The following is an 18,357-nucleotide window of genomic DNA, read 5'->3' on the forward strand; positions in this document are numbered from 1 at the left end:
ATTGAAGGTGATAGTTATATGGAACATACTTTGCCAAACAACCCTAAGCTAGATGCAGTCAGTTTCCGTAGCCCCGATATGGTGATGAATTCTGAACGACTGGGCGCGATGCATCAGACGCGTATCAGCTTTGTCCGTACGTTATTGCGCAAAATCGACAAAGAGCATTGGACATTAAGTAAGCATCTGTGGGATTTAGATAATGATGGCTATGGACAGGTTATCTATCGTTTGCAAACGCCTGAACACGTCTATCACTTGGTGGTATTTTGCAATCAGATTGCTGATGAAGAGCGTAATGATCGCGTCATTGCGCAAAAATGGGATGTTACCTTTGCCCTTGTTTATGGGGAGATAGGGGATGAGCTACTGGCAAACCTAAAGGTCAATGTGCCATTACAAGAAGCGGGTCGTAACTCTAACATGGTGATGGTGCTGGCACGTGCCAATAAAAGTGTACGGGTCTTTGATCATATTGTCAGCTCACTTGCTGACGGTCAGCAACCTGATTTGGACGTACTGGCGCAAGTAGGTTATATCTTGCGTACCACGGCAGTTTATGGCAATGGTAAATTCGGTATTTATGACTTTAAACCGCTAGATCATAGCGAAGATTTTAATCAATCGTTCCGCGCCCAGATGTGTGCGGTGTATCTCATTCGAGAGTTTAGCCTTGACTGGGTTGATTATTTAGCGCAGCAAAAAGGCGGTGATAAAGCGGTCAGTTTACACCCTGAGATTAAGCAGTATCTGGGCATAGGTAATGCAACCGGTCTTGGTATGGCACCTTATCTTATTAACCATCCTTGTGTCGTTGATCAATGGCTGAGTGCGCGTGAAGGCGCGCTACAAGCAGTGTTGGTCTGTGATATTGAAGATGATCGTAATAATAAAATCCAGCAGCTTTCACATTTAATGAAGCGCGCTATCCAGCATTTCTCTGAAGTGGTGACTATCAATGGGCCGCAAATTCTACTGAATAGTACCGTCGTTGATGAGCTGAATAAGCTACAAAATAACTTTATGAGCCAGATTGAAGGATGTGTTACGTGGGATGATTTTTTACAGCGTCAGGCGCACCTTAGTTTTGAGAGCCAAGAGGTCATTACTTCTTGTCTGATGGAGCTGTATCCTGAGCTTGTTGATTGGTTTGCAGGGCAAGCCAATGCTGATGAAACTATGTCACTGCCCGGTGGCAAAGTCGTGCAAGATTTGATTGACGTATTAGAAGCGCGTTATCAATGGGCGATCAGTATTGATTTTGAGGCAGAAGATAATGTCTATTGGTTTTGGTATCGCTCAGAAGATAAAGAAGAGCCAAGAATGGGTGTGCGTGGACAAGAGCGTGGCGATGATAAGGAGTTCCTATTAGATATTGGTAGGCAGGCGAACACTTTATATCTGGCATTACAACAAGCGGATCCACAGCAATTGTTATCAGAATTTATCTTAAAGCAACCAAAGTATCGTTCTATTGCTCGGCGCGTCTGGACAATGGGGCATAAAAAGATGGGCGATATTCAGATTAATGTGCTGCAAAAAACGGCATTACCAATGCATTTGTTACGCTGTAAATTGTCTATGTTTGGCGCGACTAAGTTTGATCCAAGATCAGATCGCTGGGTGCGTGTCACGCTATTCCAAGGTGCGCCTTTGTTTGCTGAAGTACACAGCGATGAGTGGCTGTTTCCTTTGTTACCAAATTTATCTGTACCGAAAAGAGGGCTAACCCATGATCGTATCGCATAACGAAATAGTGACCATGGTGAATAAAGCTTTTTTGGGCATGCAACGTGAAGTAGGCGAAGCTGACCTTATTGCTTCCATGGTAGCTGAGCTACAGATGGCTGGTCTAAATGGTATTTTGCATTTCAATAATGCCAGTCCTTTTATTTTGTCTGAACGTGATGTTGCGATTGATATCATCTACCAAGGCGAGGGTGAAGTCAGACTAGACTTGCATGGGAGCAGTTTGGTCTGTCATTTACCGGCAGTGATGGATTATGTGATTGAAAAGATGGGCAGTCGCGATCATTTTAAAGTGTATTTGCAGAATTGTCATAACCGCTGGCTGGCTTATAGTGAGCTTGCAAAACTGGCAGCAAAAGGCATTGCTTGTTTGGCGAAGTGGGACAATGGTAGCGCACCCAAGCATACGATATTTACTTTAGATAAAAGATTTGTTTATCCTGATCTGTATTTTTTTAATGAAGCGCAGGCAAATTATAATACCAATGACATGGTCATTGAGCTATCAACGGCCAACTTTGATATTGAACAGGATATTCAGTACTTTGATCGTAAAGTATCAACAGATGAGTTGTATGCAACCCATCAAAGGGCATGGAAAGAAGGTATTTATGTTGATGATGGGCAGTGGGCAACTCTGAAAAAAAGCGCTGCAGCAATATTGGTCGAAAACAGTGAGGCATCAAGTAAAGGGGCAGGAGGTATATAGGTTATAGAGCATGCATACATTGCTGCTCAAACGACCATAGATGAAATTATAATCTGTAACACAATAAAAAATAGCTCCTAACTAGGAGCTATTTTTCATCAGATAATACCATTAAATGTATGCTAATTAACGACGGTTTTGAACATATACGACTTTAGGTGCAGGTTTATGGTGTTGAGCCACAACTCTCTTATTTGCAACCTTCTTATTTGCAACTTTTTTAACTATTACTTTCTGAGGAGCTTTATGTTGCTTTGTATGGGTAACATGATGTTTTGCAACATGCGGCGCGGGTGAAGCACTTGCTTGACCAATCATAGCAAAACAAACGGTAGCAGCTACAATAGCGCTTATCATTGTATTTTTCATTATCATTTCCTTCTAAATTCGTATTCAAACATGAATTATTGATTAAGAAGCAAAACTTACCATCAAACAAAATGTCTTGATGAAGCCTTATTCTGTCGACAAAGGAAATGATAAAGGATTATGACGTTGCGTAGCTTTATGAAACTTGACGAAAGGTTACGACTGTTACTAACTGCTCCAATTTTCTTTAGAGATACGACATTCTTGTATTTTGACTGGTACTGATAAAGCTAACTAGGTGATTGTAAGGTTCTTGTTGACACTGGCAATACGGTTATTATGGTTGAGCACGATATGCAGGTTGCCATAAGTAGCGAGTGGATTATTGATATCGGTCAGGGCGCTGGTGATGAAGGTGGAAAAATTGTAGCGCAAGGATCACCTGAACAAGTAGCGCAGTCGGAAATTAGTCGAACTGCGCCCATTATGGGTTCGTAGTTCAAGTTACCAAAATCTCATGGTCCCGAAAAATACAACAGCAATAACTGAGTGTAGTTAACAGTTAACATTTAATCTATAGACTAGTTACAAAACCTAATCTAATATTTTATTATCTTTTGCCAGCGAGAAGCCAGCATGTCTAATTTAATGTTAACGATTAATCAGCAGGATTATGAGTTTGATAATCTTGACCCGCGAACGACATTGCTGGATGTATGTCGTCACCATCTACATATCACAGGACCAAAAAAAGGCTGCGATCATGGGCAATGCGGCGCTTGTACTATGATTATTAATGGTCGACGAATCAATTCTTGTTTGACATTAGCGGTCATGCACGATGGCGATGAGATTACCACTATTGAAGGTATCGGACTACCTGAATCGCTATCAGAATTGCAACAGGCTTTTAAAGACCATGATGCGTTTCAATGTGGCTATTGCACGCCGGGGCAAATTTGTTCTGCAACGGCATTGATAGAGGAAATAAAGCAACAGTGGCCAAGTCACGTGACTACTGACTTGCAAAATCCTAATGGACTGTTAGTACAAGAAATTGCTGAGCGCATGAGTGGTAATATTTGCCGGTGTTCAGCCTATCCTAATATTATCAGAGCCATCTCACAGGTACTTGAAAAGCAAGTATTAAACTCTTCTTCAGTGACCGAAGATGCGCCTAATAATAGCCCAGCCGATGTAACTATTAGTGGTATTTGGTCGCCGCCGCCTAGCGAGGCACAAATTGGCGGTCATTCAATGGTAAAGCAAACTGCTAATGTTCCCAATGCTGCCAGTGCTAAGGGAGAACGTTTATGAAACGCTTTGAATATATTCGTGTCCTCGAACCGCAACAAGCCGTGATGTTTGCCACGCCTGAGGATGCATCTTTTATTGCCGGCGGCACCAATTTACTAGATTTAATGAAGATTGAGATTGAGACTCCTCAAAAATTGGTTGATATTACGCGCTTGGAGCTGCAACAAATAGAGACTACCGCTGATGGTGGATTACGCATCGGCACGCTGGTGACGAACAGTGATTTGGCGGCGCATCCCACTGTGATTGCAAACTATCCTGTACTCTCTCGAGCAATTTTAGCCGGAGCGACAGGTCAATTGCGCAACAGAGCCACTACAGGCGGCAACCTATTACAACGTATCCGTTGTTACTACTTTTATCAGCCCGATAGTCCTTGTAATAAACGCAATCCTGGTTCTGGCTGTCCAGCCATCAATGGTGAAAATCGCCCACTTGCCATCTTAGGAACGAGTGACGCTTGTATTGCTCAGCACCCATCAGATATGGCGGTAGCAATGCGCTTACTTGACGCCACTATTGAAACGCTCAAAGCAGACGGCACCTCGCGCCAGATTCCGATTAAAGACTTCTATTGCTTGCCAAAAGACACGCCAAATATCGAAACTGTCTTAGAGACAGGGGAGCTGATTACTCATATTGTTCTCCCAGCTCCAGTGAAAGGCATGCACACTTATGACAAAGTTCGTGATCGCGCCTCTTACGCCTTTGCTTTAGTGTCATGCGCGGCAGTAATCAATATTAATAATCAAAAAAAATTAGAAACGGTATGTTTGGCATTTGGTGGTATCGGCACTAAACCTTGGCGTAATGAAGCGGTTGAAGCATTACTCATAGGTACAGACGGTAATGTCGACATTATTTCGCAAGCGGCAGATTTACTATTAAAAGATGCCAAGGGTAATGGTCAGAACGACTTTAAGATACCGCTGACGCGTCGCTTGTTAAAGCAAGTTATTGAGCGCGCACTAACGGGTAAGGGAGCATAATCATGTCACTATTGGACGCAGTACTGCCATCAGAACCCACAAAAAAATGGACCATGGATAACCCAGTTGATACTCTTTTTGATAAAACTGCCAGTCAATTGGTTGGTAAACCTATCAACCGTGTAGACGGTTCCTTGAAAGTCAGTGGACAAGCGACTTATAGCGCAGAATTTTATATTGAAGGACAGGTTTACGGCGTCTTAGTTGGTGCGACCATTGCTAAAGGCAAGGTGAAGCACATCGATAGCCATGCAGTAGAGGCGATTCCAGGTATTATTAAAGTGGTTACTGATCCCGAGCATTTTTTGCGTAACGCTCAGCAAGGCGGGGAGAAAAAAGCACCCACTCAAGGCGTCGCTGAGATTTTTTACCATGGTCAGCCCATAGCTGCCGTAATCGCTGAAACCTTTGAAGCGGCTACTGAAGGCGCAAAAGCCCTCAAGGTGACTTATGAAGATGAAACAGCAAATGCTGTGATAGATTTCAGCTCAGCATTGGGAAATGCGCATTCGGTTGATGAAAAAAAAGGCTCGGACAAGAATTATAAGCAGGGCTACCCAGAGCAAGGACTTAAAGAGTCTGAGGTTTCGTTTGATCAGATTTATCATACGCCAAGCCAGAGTAGTTCGCCCATGGAGCCACATGCTACATTGGCTTATTGGGAGGATGAAAAGTTAGTCTTGTATACGGCCAATCAGATGTTGTCATCTTGCAAACAACAAGTGGCGGATGCCTTAAATTTGGATCCAGATAATGTACAACTGATTGCTCATTATGTTGGTGGCGGTTTTGGCAGTAAACTTGGCATTGCACCCGAATCGATTGCCGCAGCCATTTCTGCAAAAGAGCTTAAGCGTCCGGTATTGATTGTGATGACTCGCCCGCAAGTCATGGAAACCACTATAAGGCGCTCAGATACGCGTCAACGGATTGGCATTGGCTGTAATAAGAACGGTATTATTAATACTTTTATCCATAATACCATCACTAGTAACTTACCCGGCGAGAGCTTCTTTGAGCCTGCAGCGCTGTCTACTCACTATCTATACCGCGGTGAAAATCGTCAGGTCGACTATCAGATGGTTGATGTCAATAAAGTGTTATCAGGTTCAATGCGCGCTCCTGGGGAAGCAGTGGGGTTAATTGCTGTTGAATGTGCAATGGACGAGCTGGCCATTCAATTAGATATGGATCCTATAGAGCTACGCCGTCGTAATGAGCCTCATCAGGATCCTAGTAAAGAAATACCTTTTTCAACTCGGCAGCTGATCGCCTGTATGGAAAAAGGGGCTGAGCAGTTTGGTTGGGAGAAGCGCAATAAAATACCTGCCAAGCGCTTAGAAGGAGACTGGTGGTTGGGTATCGGTATGGCTGCCGCTGCCCGTGGTAATCAGTTAAAGCTTTCTGAAGCAAGAGCAACCCTACAAATCGATGACTTAAAAACACTTGGGGTCAAAGCCATTATTGAAACGGATATGACCGATATTGGTACGGGCTCTTATACCGTATTTACCCAAATTGCTGCTGACCTACTTGGTCTACCGGTTGACCATATTGAGATGAAACTTGGCGATACCAGTATGCCGCCAGCCGTTGGTTCAGGCGGTAGCATGGGTGCGGCAAGCTCAGGTAGCAGTATTTATCTGGCGTGTCAGCAATTGCGTGAAATGCTGGCAGACAAAGTTGGACTATACTCCGACATTATCCAGCTAAATGACGGTCAGATCAGCGAAATAGGAGAGCATGAAGTTACAGTAACAGAGACTATCATTGAATCTGGTAAGGATGTCGCCATTGAACTTGTAGAGAAGTTAGCAGAGAAAACGAGCGTGCCTCTCCCTGAATCTGTATTGGAACGCTTGCCGGAGAAGCAGGAGGTTAAACAAAGCAGATATGATTTTAGTGGCCATAATAGTTATTCACTAGCTGATATTATCGCGCAGTATGAGGACCAAAAGTTAAGTGCTAAAGGCAGTATTAAACCGGGTAAAAACGAAAAAACCCATCGCCAATCTTCATTCGGCGCCAACTTTGCGGAAGTCGCTGTGCACCGAGTAACTGGTGAGATTCGAGTCAAGCGTATGACGGGAGTATTTGCCGCAGGGCGTATCCTCAATCACAAAACTGCTACTTCACAGTGCTATGGTGGTATGGTTTTTGGCATAGGTTCGGCGTTGATGGAAGAAGTTATCCATGATAAGCATGACGGACGCTTGTGTAATCATGACCTCTCTGAATACCATATTCCTGTGAATGCTGACGTACCGCAATTGGAAGTTATTTTGCTAGAAGAAGATGATCGTTATACCAACCCAATGCATATCAAAGGGATTGGCGAAATAGCAATTTCAGGCGCAGCAGCAGCGATTGCAAATGCTATCTATAATGCAGTCGGTATCCGGGTTCGAGACTTCCCCATTACTCTAGATAAGCTTATTGACCAACTGCCAGATTGATTCTTATCAAATACTGTTTTGCTTAAAAAAACCCGATTAAACAGCGGGTTTTTTTAGCTTATTCTCTAAGCTTACTGATAAGTCTATAAGGAACGTTATGAATCAAGCGGCTGATATCCTTGACCTTGCTGCGCAAGCGATACAACAAAACATCGATGCTGTATTAGCTACCGTAGTTCGTACAGAAGGCTCGGCGTATCGGCAACCAGGTGCGATGATGCTTATCTGCGCCGATGGACGTTCGGTTGGGATGATTAGCGGCGGCTGCCTTGAGCCGCATATTATCAAACGTGCATTTTGGCTGACCCGTCATGGCGCGAGCGTCCAGATATACCAAACAGGGGATGATATTGGATATCATAACAATGGCGATCCTGATTCAACTGTTGTAGAAGAAGGCACTACTGTCAAAGATGAAGATAGGTCTGAAGACGATTTTTTAGAGGGTGAGCTCAATTTTGGCTTGGGTTGTAATGGACGAATACATGTCTTATTTGAGCGTTTAGCGACAGCAATACCGCTATTGGATCTAATTCGTCAGGTTCGTAATACTCAACAGCCAGCAACCATTGCTACGCTTATTAGGTCAGATGGTAGCGAAAACGGAGCGCTCGACCTACAAGTTGGTAGTCGTATTTATTTAAATCAGTATTTAAAAACGGGAAATCTGGCTGATGTATATTTGAACCGCAACATGATAAGCGATTCGAATACGTTTATAGATGATATGTTGTTAAATACCATTCAAAAACTATCAAACCATAAGTTTCATAAAAAAAATGCTGAATACATTAAGTTAACGAGCGATTTAGAGTTACAAGCTACAGGTGATCGGCAGCATGAGAGTGAGTGGTTATTGCAGCGGATTTACCCACAGACACGATTACTGATTTGCGGGGCAGGTAATGATGTTATACCGCTGGTGACAATGGCAAAGTTACAGGATTGGCATGTCACCGTCATAGACAGTCGACCCCAATATGCAACACGTTTGCGCTTTAGCCAAGCAGATTCAGTACTGTGCGTGGATTTGGATGATAGCGAAACATTGCTCAATCTCAGTGCTGGCGCCGCCGTTGCTGTGATGTCTCATAGTCTGGCCCAAGACCGCGCCCGACTAGCCGTACTACTAGAGCATTCTGCTCAATATCGTTATCTTGGACAACTGGGACCTCGCTATCGTACTGAGCGTTTAATCAAAGAAATTAGTGAGACAAGTGCTAACCCACATATTTTAGCTGATGGTATTCGTAAACTGCATTATCCTATCGGTTATAAGTTGGGTAGGGATGGACCTGAAGCATTGGCACTCAGTATCATGGCACAAATGAGCGCGGTGATTCATGGGCACGCGCCGCAAACATCACTGCCAAATAGTCAATATACTATTCAAACCTCAGAGCAATCAGTCTTCAATAATTACAAAAATGATTACGCCCATGACTAGCGATGTTGATACTAATCATTCTACTTTACCAACCAAAAATCCATTGCCCAATAGTACAGAAAATGATGAACAAAACCACGCTGTTATTATTTTAGCAAGCGGTCTGAGCGAGCGTCTTGGTCAATCTAAGCAACTGCTCAGCAAGCATGGCGAACCTCTCATCTGTTATATGACTAAAATAGCATTAGCCACAAAGCCTCTTGCCGTTATTGTTGTCCTTCCTAAAGATCAACCAGCAATCACTGATGCGATTAATGGGTTGGTCCGTCAAAATCCAATAATCTATACCGTGATTAATTTAATACCTAAAACGGGTATGGCGCATAGCTTGTCTCTTGGTACTGAAGCTCTGACTAACTTGAAAGTCTCATTGATTAATCGGGTGTTAATCATGGGGGTCGATCAAGTATTGTTAGATAGTGAGCATTTGAAAGAATTATTAGCGTTCAAAAGCACAGTGGTCGCTAGTAGTTATCAATATCTAGATAAAGCGTATTCTACTGATACAGGTAAGAATAATATCATCGGTCTTCCGATAGTTATTAATGTTGAGCGTCTCAAACAATGGAAACCAGCACTGAGAGGGGATAAAGGTCTGCGCTATTTGATTAGAGCCTTACCGCTCAATCAGTTAAGTACGGTCATAAACCATCAACTTAGCTATGATATCGATACGCCCAAACAGCTTTTTTATGCCAGACAACAGCATTGGCTTGATGCTTAGTCATTTATAAAAAATGGGTAATTATAAGCACAGGAGTATATAGTTTAAGGATTGCGATGAAAGAAAATGATAAGAGTAGCGTAGAATCAAGGGACGAACGGATTAAAAAATATTATCAAGACAGTAATTTGGGATTATTTTAATTGCGCTCAAAAATCAAGTCTCATACTTTGGGTAAGTATGAGGATCTATCATTAAATAATCTCAAGTTAATTACAAATTGTTTAATGCTATTGGACGATTTTACTTATCAAAAAAGCTTAGAGGAAAAAGAGAAAGACAAAGTAGCGTATTACAAGAGCTGCAAGTTACAAATGAGCGCACTACGCGAAAAGCTAAGCGCCATTGAATTCCACACAATGTATAGCGGCCTGCTATAAATGGCAACCGTGTTCAATGAGTTACAGAACTCACGTCAAACAGCACACTCTAGTCACTAGATTTTTACTGGAGCTATGGCACACTTCTTATTAGATTTAGTTGCTTAGTAGTGGCCTTCCTATAAATCCATATTAAAAACGGCAGTAACTTTTAGCAGCTAAATTCTTTCAAACTTAGGTGGTGTTAGAGCGAAAAATGGTCTCATATTAAAAGGGAAGAAACGTGACTTCAGGAAGAAATCCCAGCATAAATAGGCGACCTATCTATATTCTGCCAAAAAACTTTGCTGACTATTTATGCCCTCAGCAAAATTATTATTTGTTTCTAGATATAGATGGTACGTTAGCGGATTTCACACTGAATCCAAAAGACAGCGTTATCTCAACATCAAACTTAACTCTTCTACAAAAAATACAAAGCCATGGTGTAAAACTTGCTGTCGTAACAGGACGCAGTTTGGCTGAAGCAAGGCAAATGCTGTCTCCTTTAACATTACCGATTGCCGCAACGCATGGACTAGAAATAGCGTTTGATGATATCAGTGATCATAATGAGACACATGCTGTATCTGTTGACATCATGGAACTTGCTGTAATAAGAAAGTCTATTATCCAATCTTGCATTCCCTTTGATGACTTTACCGTAGAAGATAAACCCTATTCTGTCGCCCTCCATTTCCGAAAGAACCCTGTTTTGGCTGATGCGGCTTATACCATCATGGTAGAAACCTTAAAAACTCATGCTAACTGGACATTAAAATCCGGTAAGTATGTTTGGGAGGTAGTGCCAAAAGGAGTGGATAAAGGTAACGCAGTTCTGACTTTATTAAAAAGAATGCAGAGTAGTAATAGTATTTTCCCTATTTTTATCGGTGATGATACTACTGATGAAGCAGGGTTTATCGCTGTACAAGGTGAAAATCAAATAATAGCCAGTCAACCACAGCCATTAAAAGGAATGGGGATTAAGGTTGGTAGTGAGGCTACGCATGCCAATTATTATGTATGTAATACTCATGATGTCACCATATTACTGAATAGCTTTTTAAGCTTTTGCCAAGAGCATTCAATGCTAGCAAAAGAAAAAGTGAGACACGTGATATGAGCCGCTTAATCATCTTGTCTAATCGGGTTAAAATGCCTGATAAAAATCCAATGGCAGGCGGACTGGCGATAGCACTGCAAGACGTGTTAATGGAAAAATCAGTCATTTGGATGGGCTGGAATGGTGAAATAGTTGATAGACTTGATGATGATTTCTCTAATGAATTTAGTATTACCAAACAAGCCGTCTTATCAGGCATAGATATATCACAGGGCAAGACATCTGTTACTTATATGACCACTGCTTTTACGACTGAGCAATATCAGCAGTTTTACTGTGGATTTGCCAATAATGTATTGTGGCCATTATTGCACGAGCGACCTGATTTAATTCATGAAACACCAGAGGATTACGCAGGCTATCAAGAGGTAAACCGTCTTTTTGCGAAGCAATTAAAGAAGATTATTAAGCCTGATGATGTGATTTGGGTTCATGATTATCACTTTTTAAGTGTGGCATATCATTGTAGGCAGTTGGGTATTCACAATCGTATCGGATTTTTTTTACACATCCCATTTGTCTCATTGCCATTTTGGCAATCGCTTGATAAAAGCGATGAGCTCATTAGGCAGCTTGCTCATTATGACGTAATTGGTACACAAACTCATCAAGGTAGAGCCAACTGTCTTGCGGTTTGCAGATATTATTTAACAGATAAGATTTTAGCAGTATGTTCTTTAGAGCTCTCACCAATAAATGTTTTACACGACAAACATGCTGCTAGTCTATATAAATCATCTGATGTGCAGTTACTGCTCAATTTAGATTTAAAATCCCAGCATTCTTTAATGGTTAAGGCTTATCCAATCGGTGTGAATGTGGAGAGAATCCAACAACAAGTCAGTCACTTGTCTTCGCAGTGCTCAGTACAATACGTCAAAGCCCATCAGAACAAAAAAAGCATAAAGTCTCCTACCCAGCAGATTATTGCAGTAGATAGAATTGATTACTCAAAGGGTTTGTTAAAGCGTTTTTCGGCATATCGCAATTTTTTACAGCAAAATCCGTCTTATCAGAATCAACTGAAATTATTACAAATCGCCTGTCCTAGTCGCTTAGATGTGCCTGCTTATCAACAACTTCATCATGATGTTAAAACTGCTGTTAATGATATTAATCAGCAGTTTTTGCCTAGTAAATATACAAAAGATGCTTCTACAGATACTTGGCAAGCTATCAACTATGACGAAAGCGTAATAAGCCACGAGACACTAATGACGATGTTCTGGCAGAGTGATATCGGCTGGGTCAATTCGCTCAAAGATGGTATGAATCTGGTTGCCAAAGAGTATATTGCAGCGCAAAACCCTGATAATCCTGGTGTGCTATTGCTCTCACGTTACGCTGGGGCAGCGGCGCAAATGCAAGCCGCAGTCATTATCGACCCACATCAACCAAAAAGTATGACAGACAGTTTAGGGATTGCTCTGACGATGCCATTAGGTGAGCGGCAGTCGCGCTATCAATCGCTACTGCAAGGATTGCAAAAAGATAACTTGCAAGCTTGGCAGCAGAGTTTTTTAGATGATCTGTATGATGTTAAAAGGCGACAAACAGATATTTTGAAACCTGTCACAGTCCAAATGTCTGACTCATAAGAACGATTAGGAGACCTTTATGCTACCGTTAGATGCAAAAAATCCTTTATTATCAGAGATTAAAGCCAGTATAGACAATATCATACGTACTGATAATCAAACCATTAGGACGCTTGGCTTAACTGATGCATTACGTCATGACATTCTAAAAGCCTTAATCACCTATAGCGAGAAAGTCCCGCATCCGGCAAGTGGTGCTACCAATGTAAATGGTGCAATATCAAGCACATTGATCCGTTGGCAAATTTTGGCTTATGTAGCAGGTGTTGATTTAACGATTGCAAAATGGTTTGAGTCGCACTTGGATGCTCTGAGCATTTTATACGAGGTGGGCTATGGTAAAGCAGATCAAGGGTTATGGGCTGTTTGGGCGGCAGAAGGTAATCCTATACGTTATGAGCAAGGAAAAGTCAGTGGTACCAAAGCGTGGTGCTCAGGGGCCAATATGGTAGATCATGGACTCATAACGTATCGTGATGCTAATGGTCACGCGCAATTGCTTGTCGTAGATATGAGTCAAACTGGCATTGAAATTGATAATGAGGAATGGCAGGCGGTAGGGATGCAAGCCACTGATACAGCAACATTAAAGTTCCATGAAGTATCGGCCACCCAAGTTGGGACAGCCAATGCTTATCTAGAACGTGTGGGATTTTGGCATGGAGCGGGAGGTGTTGCTGCTTGCTGGTACGGGGCAACCGCTTACCTATCAAGCTACTTAATCAACGCCTATCAGCAAAAACCAAACAATTATAAAGCCATGTATTTGGGTCAAATTAGTACGGCATTGGCAGTCACTCAGCAGTATTTTCATTATGTTGCTGGTTTAATAGATAGCCAGCCACAGCTGAGTCATGAACTTGCCATACGCCAGCTAAGATTACAAGTTGAGAAAGTTGCTCGCCAAGTAATGGAGGTTGTCGGGCAGGCATTGGGAGCAGCACCATTTTGTCGCAATGCCCATTTTGCAAGATTGTCAGCCGATTTGCCCGTGTTTATTCGCCAAAGTCATGGCGCTTTTGACTTACAGAAAATCGGCGAATTAACTGGTATTTTAGCCAATGACTTAACTGATGGGCAGGACAATATATGGCAACTATAATATCTAATAAGGCTGTAGAACCTGCCACCAAAGATAATGCTGCTACCCATGTTGCTTTTCCTGAAGGCAACCATCCGATTGTAGGTGACCGTGTTATTAAAGGTGATGGTACCAGTCAAGATGCTTGGAAAAACTGGTCAGGACTGCAAGACATGCCTCGATTTGATATTGCAAAAAGCTTTGCCCCGCATCAGCGTGTCTGTATCTTCGCCCCGCATCCTGATGATGAAGTGCTAGGCTGTGGCGGTCTGTTGCAACAACTGGCGGCGAATGGCAATCCTATCGTTCTTATTCACGTGACTAATGGCACGCAAAGTCATCCAAACTCGCACGTTTATTCTCAAGAAAAGCTTAATATCATCCGTCCACAAGAAAGTATTAAAGCGCTAGAAGTATTGAGTGTGGCCCATCAAGTTATGACTATTGCTTTAGACTTAACAGATGGTAATGTCTTTGCCCAACAAGATCAGTTTCACCAGAAACTATCCACCATTATTCAACCTAACGATATTTTAATAACGCCTTTTATGCACGACGGGCATCCTGACCATGAAGCAACTGGACAAGTGGTTGTCTCATTTGCCAAGCAGCATCATTTATCCTGTTATCAAGTGTTGATTTGGGCATGGCATTGGGCAAAACCTGCGGATAGCCGTATCCCTTGGCACTGTGCCAAAAGAGTCGACTTAACCACTGAGCAGCTACAGCGTAAAATAAAGGCTATAGCCTGCTTTGAAAGTCAAATCACTGCTGATGACAGCACGGGCAATCCGCCAATTTTATCCGCGCAAACGATCGCTAGAATCAGCCAACCTTGGGAGGTTTATTTATATGAATCACACCTCTGAACCTAAGCCATTAATGAATGCCGATAATTTAGTTGATATTTTAGATTATGATAAAACTGTCTTAGATGATAATCCTGCTACTAAGCGCCAATCATCTGCTTATTCAGAATCGTATTTTGACGCATTATATAATGACAACACGGATCCATGGCAGTATCAAACTCGCTGGTATGAAAAACGAAAACGTGATATTTGTCTAGCAATACTGCCCCAATCTCAATATGACAATGCCATTGAACTGGGCTGCGGAAACGGCATACTTAGTGAGTTATTAGCTCAACGTTGTCGGGCATTAGTGAGTATCGATGGTAATGAACGGGCAGTGCAACTTGCGAAAGAGCGCTTGGCAGAATTGTCTCATGTTAAGGTTATTCAAGGTGTGGTTCCTAATAGATTATTAAATTTAAAGGAGGCAATCATAGAGGCTTCTCCTTTATCAAACGATACGCCTACTATAGAGCCAGCCTTTGATTTAATTGTCATTAGTGAGATTTTATATTATTTATCACCCAATGATATTGATACAGTGATCGCTTGGACTCAGCAAAACCTTGCTATAGGTGGTACGTTGCTATGCTGTCATTGGCGCTATGCTATTGATGGCTTTGCTATGACAGGTGAAACTGTACATCAGCGCCTGCACCATGCCTTTAACTTTGCAAATAATGAGAAGCATCAGGTTGCATTCAATCATCAAAGCCAAGTGATAGACAATGATTTCTTATTAGACGTTTGGCAACGTTCTCCAAGCTCGGTAGCCATGCAAGAAAACTTGATATAACAGAGTGTAAGTTTTAAAAAACTGAGTAGAGAGGTGAATAGGCTATGAAAATTGGCATTGTGATTCCCGCTCATAATGAGGCAATGACCATCGCTAAATGCTTGGCATCAGTACGGACCGCTATCGAGCAATTGCCCTCAACGATTAAAGCGTATCCGCTAGTGGTGTTGGATAGCTGTACTGATAATACGCAGTCCATCGTCAAAGCCGCTGGTATTGATTACTTATGCTGTGACTATCAATGTGTGGGAAGGGTGAGAGATATTGGTATTCGTCATACAATCACAAATGGTGCCACATGGATTGCCTGTACAGATGCTGACTCCGTGGTAACTGTGGATTGGTTGGCACAGCAGATTGAACATATTAGCCACCAGCCGACAGATATGATTTGCGGCGTAGTGCAAGTTGACAGTTGGTCACGGTTAACACCGCAAACTCGAAAGGATTATATCGCTCATTACCAAGATAAAATGGGACACCATCATATTCATGGAGCAAATTTAAGTTTTAGTAGTGAGGCTTATCTGGCTGTTGGCGGCTTTGCATCTATACCTTGTCATGAGGATGTGGACTTGGTCAGTAGATTTGAAGTTCAAAGCTATGCCATCACTTGGAGCAATCGTGTCCGTGTAATGACCAGTAGCCGACTACAGGCTCGAGCAACCGAAGGTTTTGCAGCATTTCTAACCCATTTAGAACAAAACAATCTACATTAAGATATGCAATATGAGACTGTACTGTAGTGGTTAGGTGTCCTAAATTATTTGACCACTACAGTTGATCTGCCAATACCAAGTGAGTTTGCTACATCGGGTATTTTACGTTGGTGATCAACCACTAAGCTGATAGCTTTAAGTTTGAATTCTTGGATATATTGGTCGCGTTTGTTGGTCATACTATTTTCCTTCTTTGGGTTTATCTAACCTCTTAGAAGCTGTCCAGTTTTATTATGCCACTATATCAAACCATTGATACCCTTAGCCTACAGCCTAAGATTCAAGTCCTCACTAGGGAATTGAACATTAGGCTGCGCTGAACATATTTTTCTGGGTATAGTTATATTACAAACTCGAAAGCAGAACACTGGTTTCACTATTCAGAATGCCGTCAATTTCTCTGACTTGACGTAGCACTTCATCAAATTCTCTCAAGCTTGTGGTGTGTATCTCTCCTACCAAGTCCCACGCCCCATTGGTCGTATGTAGCTTAATCAGTTGCGGGATACCCCGCAGTTTCCTAATCACTTGTGACGTAGACTTTCCTGTTACTTCAATCATCATCATTGCTTTGACGGTTTCTTTGTCTAGTGCCTCATGCACTCGAATCGTAAATCCTAAAATAGCGCCGTTATGCATCAGTCTATCCAATCTGTTTTGGATAGTGGCACGAGAGACTTTGAGTTTTTTAGCAAGGTTTGAGATGGTTGCTCGACCATCTTGTCGAAGTTCAGATATCAGTTCGCTATCTAAAGAATCATAAGTGTAATACGCCATAAAAACGCTTCCTTCATTGAATTTTGACATTATGCTAAGTAGTACTTAACAATATGTCAAAAATACGTCCATATTTAATAACTTATTGACATTTTAACTGACAATTATAGTTGGTAGGATATTAATTGTCGGTTCAACAAACAATATTCATGAAAAGGAACAGCATTAATGTCTAAATTTATCGTATCACCCAAGGAAGGCGTGCCATTCGTTAGTGTACAAGCGATGGCTAAAATGATTCATGATTATGGCGTTGAGCAATGTATTACAGATCTAGTGGATGCTTTAGAGCAAGATTTTATTCGTTGGGATCAGTTTGAAAAATCTTCTCGCTTTGCTTCGCATTCCAAAGACGGTGTCATTGAGTTGATGCCAGTAAGCGATGGAGAGATGTTTGCTTGCAAATATGTCAATGGTCATCCAATCAATACCAAACGAAACTTGCAGACCGTAGCGGCGATGGGTATATTGTCTGACGTCGAAAATGGCTATCCTATTTTGCTGACAGAGATGTGTATCCTGACGGCATTACGTACGGCTGCCACATCAGCTATGTTGGCCAAACATTGTGCGCCAAAAGGCGTTACAAAACTGGCGTTAATAGGAAACGGCGCTCAGTCTGAATTTCAAGCATTGGGTATGAAAGCCATCATGGGTATTTCTGAAGTTCGTTTGTATGATGTTGATCCAGCGGCCTCGCAGAAAACGGCTGATAACCTTTCAGACTCAGGTTTGAACATTATTGTTTGTCGCACGTTAGAAGAAGCTGTTTTAGGTGCAGAGATTATTACTACCTGTACGGCTGACAAAACCAACGCCACTATTTTACGCGACGATATAATCAAAAAAGGTGTTTATATCAATGCGATAGGCGGTGATTGTCCTGGTAAGACAGAGCTGGATAAAAATATATTAATGCGCGCAGATCATGTGATTGTGGAGTTTGAGCCTCAGACACGCATTGAGGGGGAAATCCAAAATCTATCAAGCGACTTCCCTGTTACTGAGTTTCATCGCATCCTCAAAGGTGAAGTGCAAGCTCGAACGTCAGATGATGATCTAGTCGTGTTCGATGGCGTTGGGTTTGCCTCAGAAGACTTTACAGCGTTGGTATTTTTGCGTGACTTAATCAAAAAGCAGGGAGGGTATGAGATTTTAGATATGATCCCTCAGCAAGCTGACCCTAAAAACCTATATTCAGTAGTGAAAGAACATAGCAAAGATCGCAGCATAGTGACGAATGAAGCTGAATCGGTGGCTGCGGCTATGTCGTAAGTGATTAATACAATCGCTATTGATACAACAGTAATTAGCACAAAAAAATGATAAGCACTTCTCATTTTGTGT

The 18,357-nt window shown here is 42.0% G+C and carries 18 protein-coding genes; 15 read left to right on the plus strand and 3 right to left on the minus strand.

Annotated elements, in window-relative coordinates:
- Positions 1-18: 18 nt before the first annotated feature.
- Entirely contained in the window at positions 19-1,749 is a 1,731-nt protein-coding gene (locus FQ082_RS04600; RefSeq protein WP_149492207.1) for a hypothetical protein, read from the plus strand.
- Positions 1,733-2,458 (plus strand): DUF3726 domain-containing protein, encoded by a 726-nt coding sequence (locus tag FQ082_RS04605; RefSeq protein WP_149492208.1) that lies wholly within the window; start codon positions 1,733-1,735, stop codon positions 2,456-2,458. Before FQ082_RS04600 ends, FQ082_RS04605 begins: the two co-directional genes overlap by 17 nt.
- A 126-nt stretch (positions 2,459-2,584) precedes the next feature.
- Here the strand turns inward: FQ082_RS04605 and FQ082_RS04610 are convergent, their stop codons facing one another.
- Positions 2,585-2,827 (minus strand): hypothetical protein, encoded by a 243-nt coding sequence (locus tag FQ082_RS04610; protein ID WP_149492209.1) that lies wholly within the window; start codon positions 2,825-2,827, stop codon positions 2,585-2,587.
- Positions 2,828-3,121: 294 nt separating this feature from the next.
- Between FQ082_RS04610 and FQ082_RS04615 the strand changes: the two genes are divergently transcribed.
- The 12 genes from FQ082_RS04615 to FQ082_RS04670 all read left to right on the plus strand — a co-directional run bounded on the left by FQ082_RS04615 (position 3,122) and on the right by FQ082_RS04670 (position 16,233).
- Positions 3,122-3,265, plus strand: coding sequence for a hypothetical protein (locus FQ082_RS04615; protein WP_262498151.1), 144 nt, complete (start codon positions 3,122-3,124; stop codon positions 3,263-3,265).
- Between the two features lie 138 nt (positions 3,266-3,403).
- Positions 3,404-4,084, plus strand: a complete 681-nt coding sequence (locus tag FQ082_RS04620) for a 2Fe-2S iron-sulfur cluster-binding protein (protein ID WP_149492210.1) — start codon at positions 3,404-3,406, stop codon at positions 4,082-4,084.
- Positions 4,081-5,073, plus strand: a complete 993-nt coding sequence (locus FQ082_RS04625; protein ID WP_149492211.1) for an FAD binding domain-containing protein — start codon at positions 4,081-4,083, stop codon at positions 5,071-5,073. The genes FQ082_RS04620 and FQ082_RS04625 overlap by 4 nt, the downstream gene beginning before the upstream one ends.
- 2 nt (positions 5,074-5,075) lie before the next feature.
- Positions 5,076-7,529 (plus strand): xanthine dehydrogenase family protein molybdopterin-binding subunit, encoded by a 2,454-nt coding sequence (locus FQ082_RS04630; RefSeq protein WP_149492212.1) that lies wholly within the window; start codon positions 5,076-5,078, stop codon positions 7,527-7,529.
- Between the two features lie 97 nt (positions 7,530-7,626).
- Positions 7,627-8,976, plus strand: a complete 1,350-nt coding sequence (locus FQ082_RS04635; protein WP_149492213.1) for an XdhC family protein — start codon at positions 7,627-7,629, stop codon at positions 8,974-8,976.
- A complete protein-coding gene (locus FQ082_RS04640; protein WP_149492214.1) occupies positions 8,969-9,700 on the plus strand; it encodes a nucleotidyltransferase family protein in 732 nt (243 codons plus the stop codon). Before FQ082_RS04635 ends, FQ082_RS04640 begins: the two co-directional genes overlap by 8 nt.
- A gap of 603 nt (positions 9,701-10,303) precedes the next feature.
- Positions 10,304-11,185, plus strand: a complete 882-nt coding sequence (otsB, locus tag FQ082_RS04645; protein WP_149492215.1) for a trehalose-phosphatase — start codon at positions 10,304-10,306, stop codon at positions 11,183-11,185.
- Positions 11,182-12,783 (plus strand): trehalose-6-phosphate synthase, encoded by a 1,602-nt coding sequence (locus FQ082_RS04650; RefSeq protein WP_149492216.1) that lies wholly within the window; start codon positions 11,182-11,184, stop codon positions 12,781-12,783. The genes otsB and FQ082_RS04650 overlap by 4 nt, the downstream gene beginning before the upstream one ends.
- 19 nt (positions 12,784-12,802) lie before the next feature.
- Positions 12,803-13,885, plus strand: coding sequence for an acyl-CoA dehydrogenase (locus FQ082_RS04655; RefSeq protein ID WP_149492217.1), 1,083 nt, complete (start codon positions 12,803-12,805; stop codon positions 13,883-13,885).
- The gene (locus FQ082_RS04660; RefSeq protein ID WP_262498152.1) at positions 13,873-14,733 is read left to right on the plus strand and encodes a PIG-L deacetylase family protein; all 861 of its coding nucleotides are present in this window, start codon (positions 13,873-13,875) and stop codon (positions 14,731-14,733) included. The genes FQ082_RS04655 and FQ082_RS04660 overlap by 13 nt, the downstream gene beginning before the upstream one ends.
- Positions 14,717-15,514, plus strand: a complete 798-nt coding sequence (locus tag FQ082_RS04665) for a class I SAM-dependent DNA methyltransferase (RefSeq protein ID WP_149492218.1) — start codon at positions 14,717-14,719, stop codon at positions 15,512-15,514. The genes FQ082_RS04660 and FQ082_RS04665 overlap by 17 nt, the downstream gene beginning before the upstream one ends.
- Before the next feature lie 44 nt (positions 15,515-15,558).
- A complete protein-coding gene (locus tag FQ082_RS04670) occupies positions 15,559-16,233 on the plus strand; it encodes a glycosyltransferase (RefSeq protein WP_149492219.1) in 675 nt (224 codons plus the stop codon).
- A 44-nt stretch (positions 16,234-16,277) separates the two neighbouring features.
- On the opposite strand, the gene FQ082_RS13130 is transcribed toward FQ082_RS04670, so the two are convergent.
- On the minus strand, positions 16,278-16,412 hold the full coding sequence (locus FQ082_RS13130; RefSeq protein ID WP_262498153.1) for a hypothetical protein: 135 nt from the start codon (positions 16,410-16,412) through the stop codon (positions 16,278-16,280).
- A 166-nt stretch (positions 16,413-16,578) separates the two neighbouring features.
- On the minus strand, positions 16,579-17,010 hold the full coding sequence (locus FQ082_RS04675) for an Lrp/AsnC family transcriptional regulator (protein ID WP_149492220.1): 432 nt from the start codon (positions 17,008-17,010) through the stop codon (positions 16,579-16,581).
- 168 nt (positions 17,011-17,178) lie between these two features.
- Here FQ082_RS04675 and FQ082_RS04680 point away from each other — a divergent pair, with 168 nt between their 5' ends.
- Positions 17,179-18,285 carry an ornithine cyclodeaminase gene (locus tag FQ082_RS04680; RefSeq protein ID WP_149492221.1) on the plus strand — a complete coding sequence of 369 codons (1,107 nt, stop codon included), beginning with the start codon at positions 17,179-17,181 and terminating at the stop codon, positions 18,283-18,285.
- Positions 18,286-18,357 lie beyond the last annotated feature (72 nt).

It is taken from the genome of Psychrobacter sp. ANT_H56B, from assembly GCF_008369245.1.
GTDB classification, from domain to species: Bacteria; Pseudomonadota; Gammaproteobacteria; order Pseudomonadales; family Moraxellaceae; genus Psychrobacter; species Psychrobacter cryohalolentis.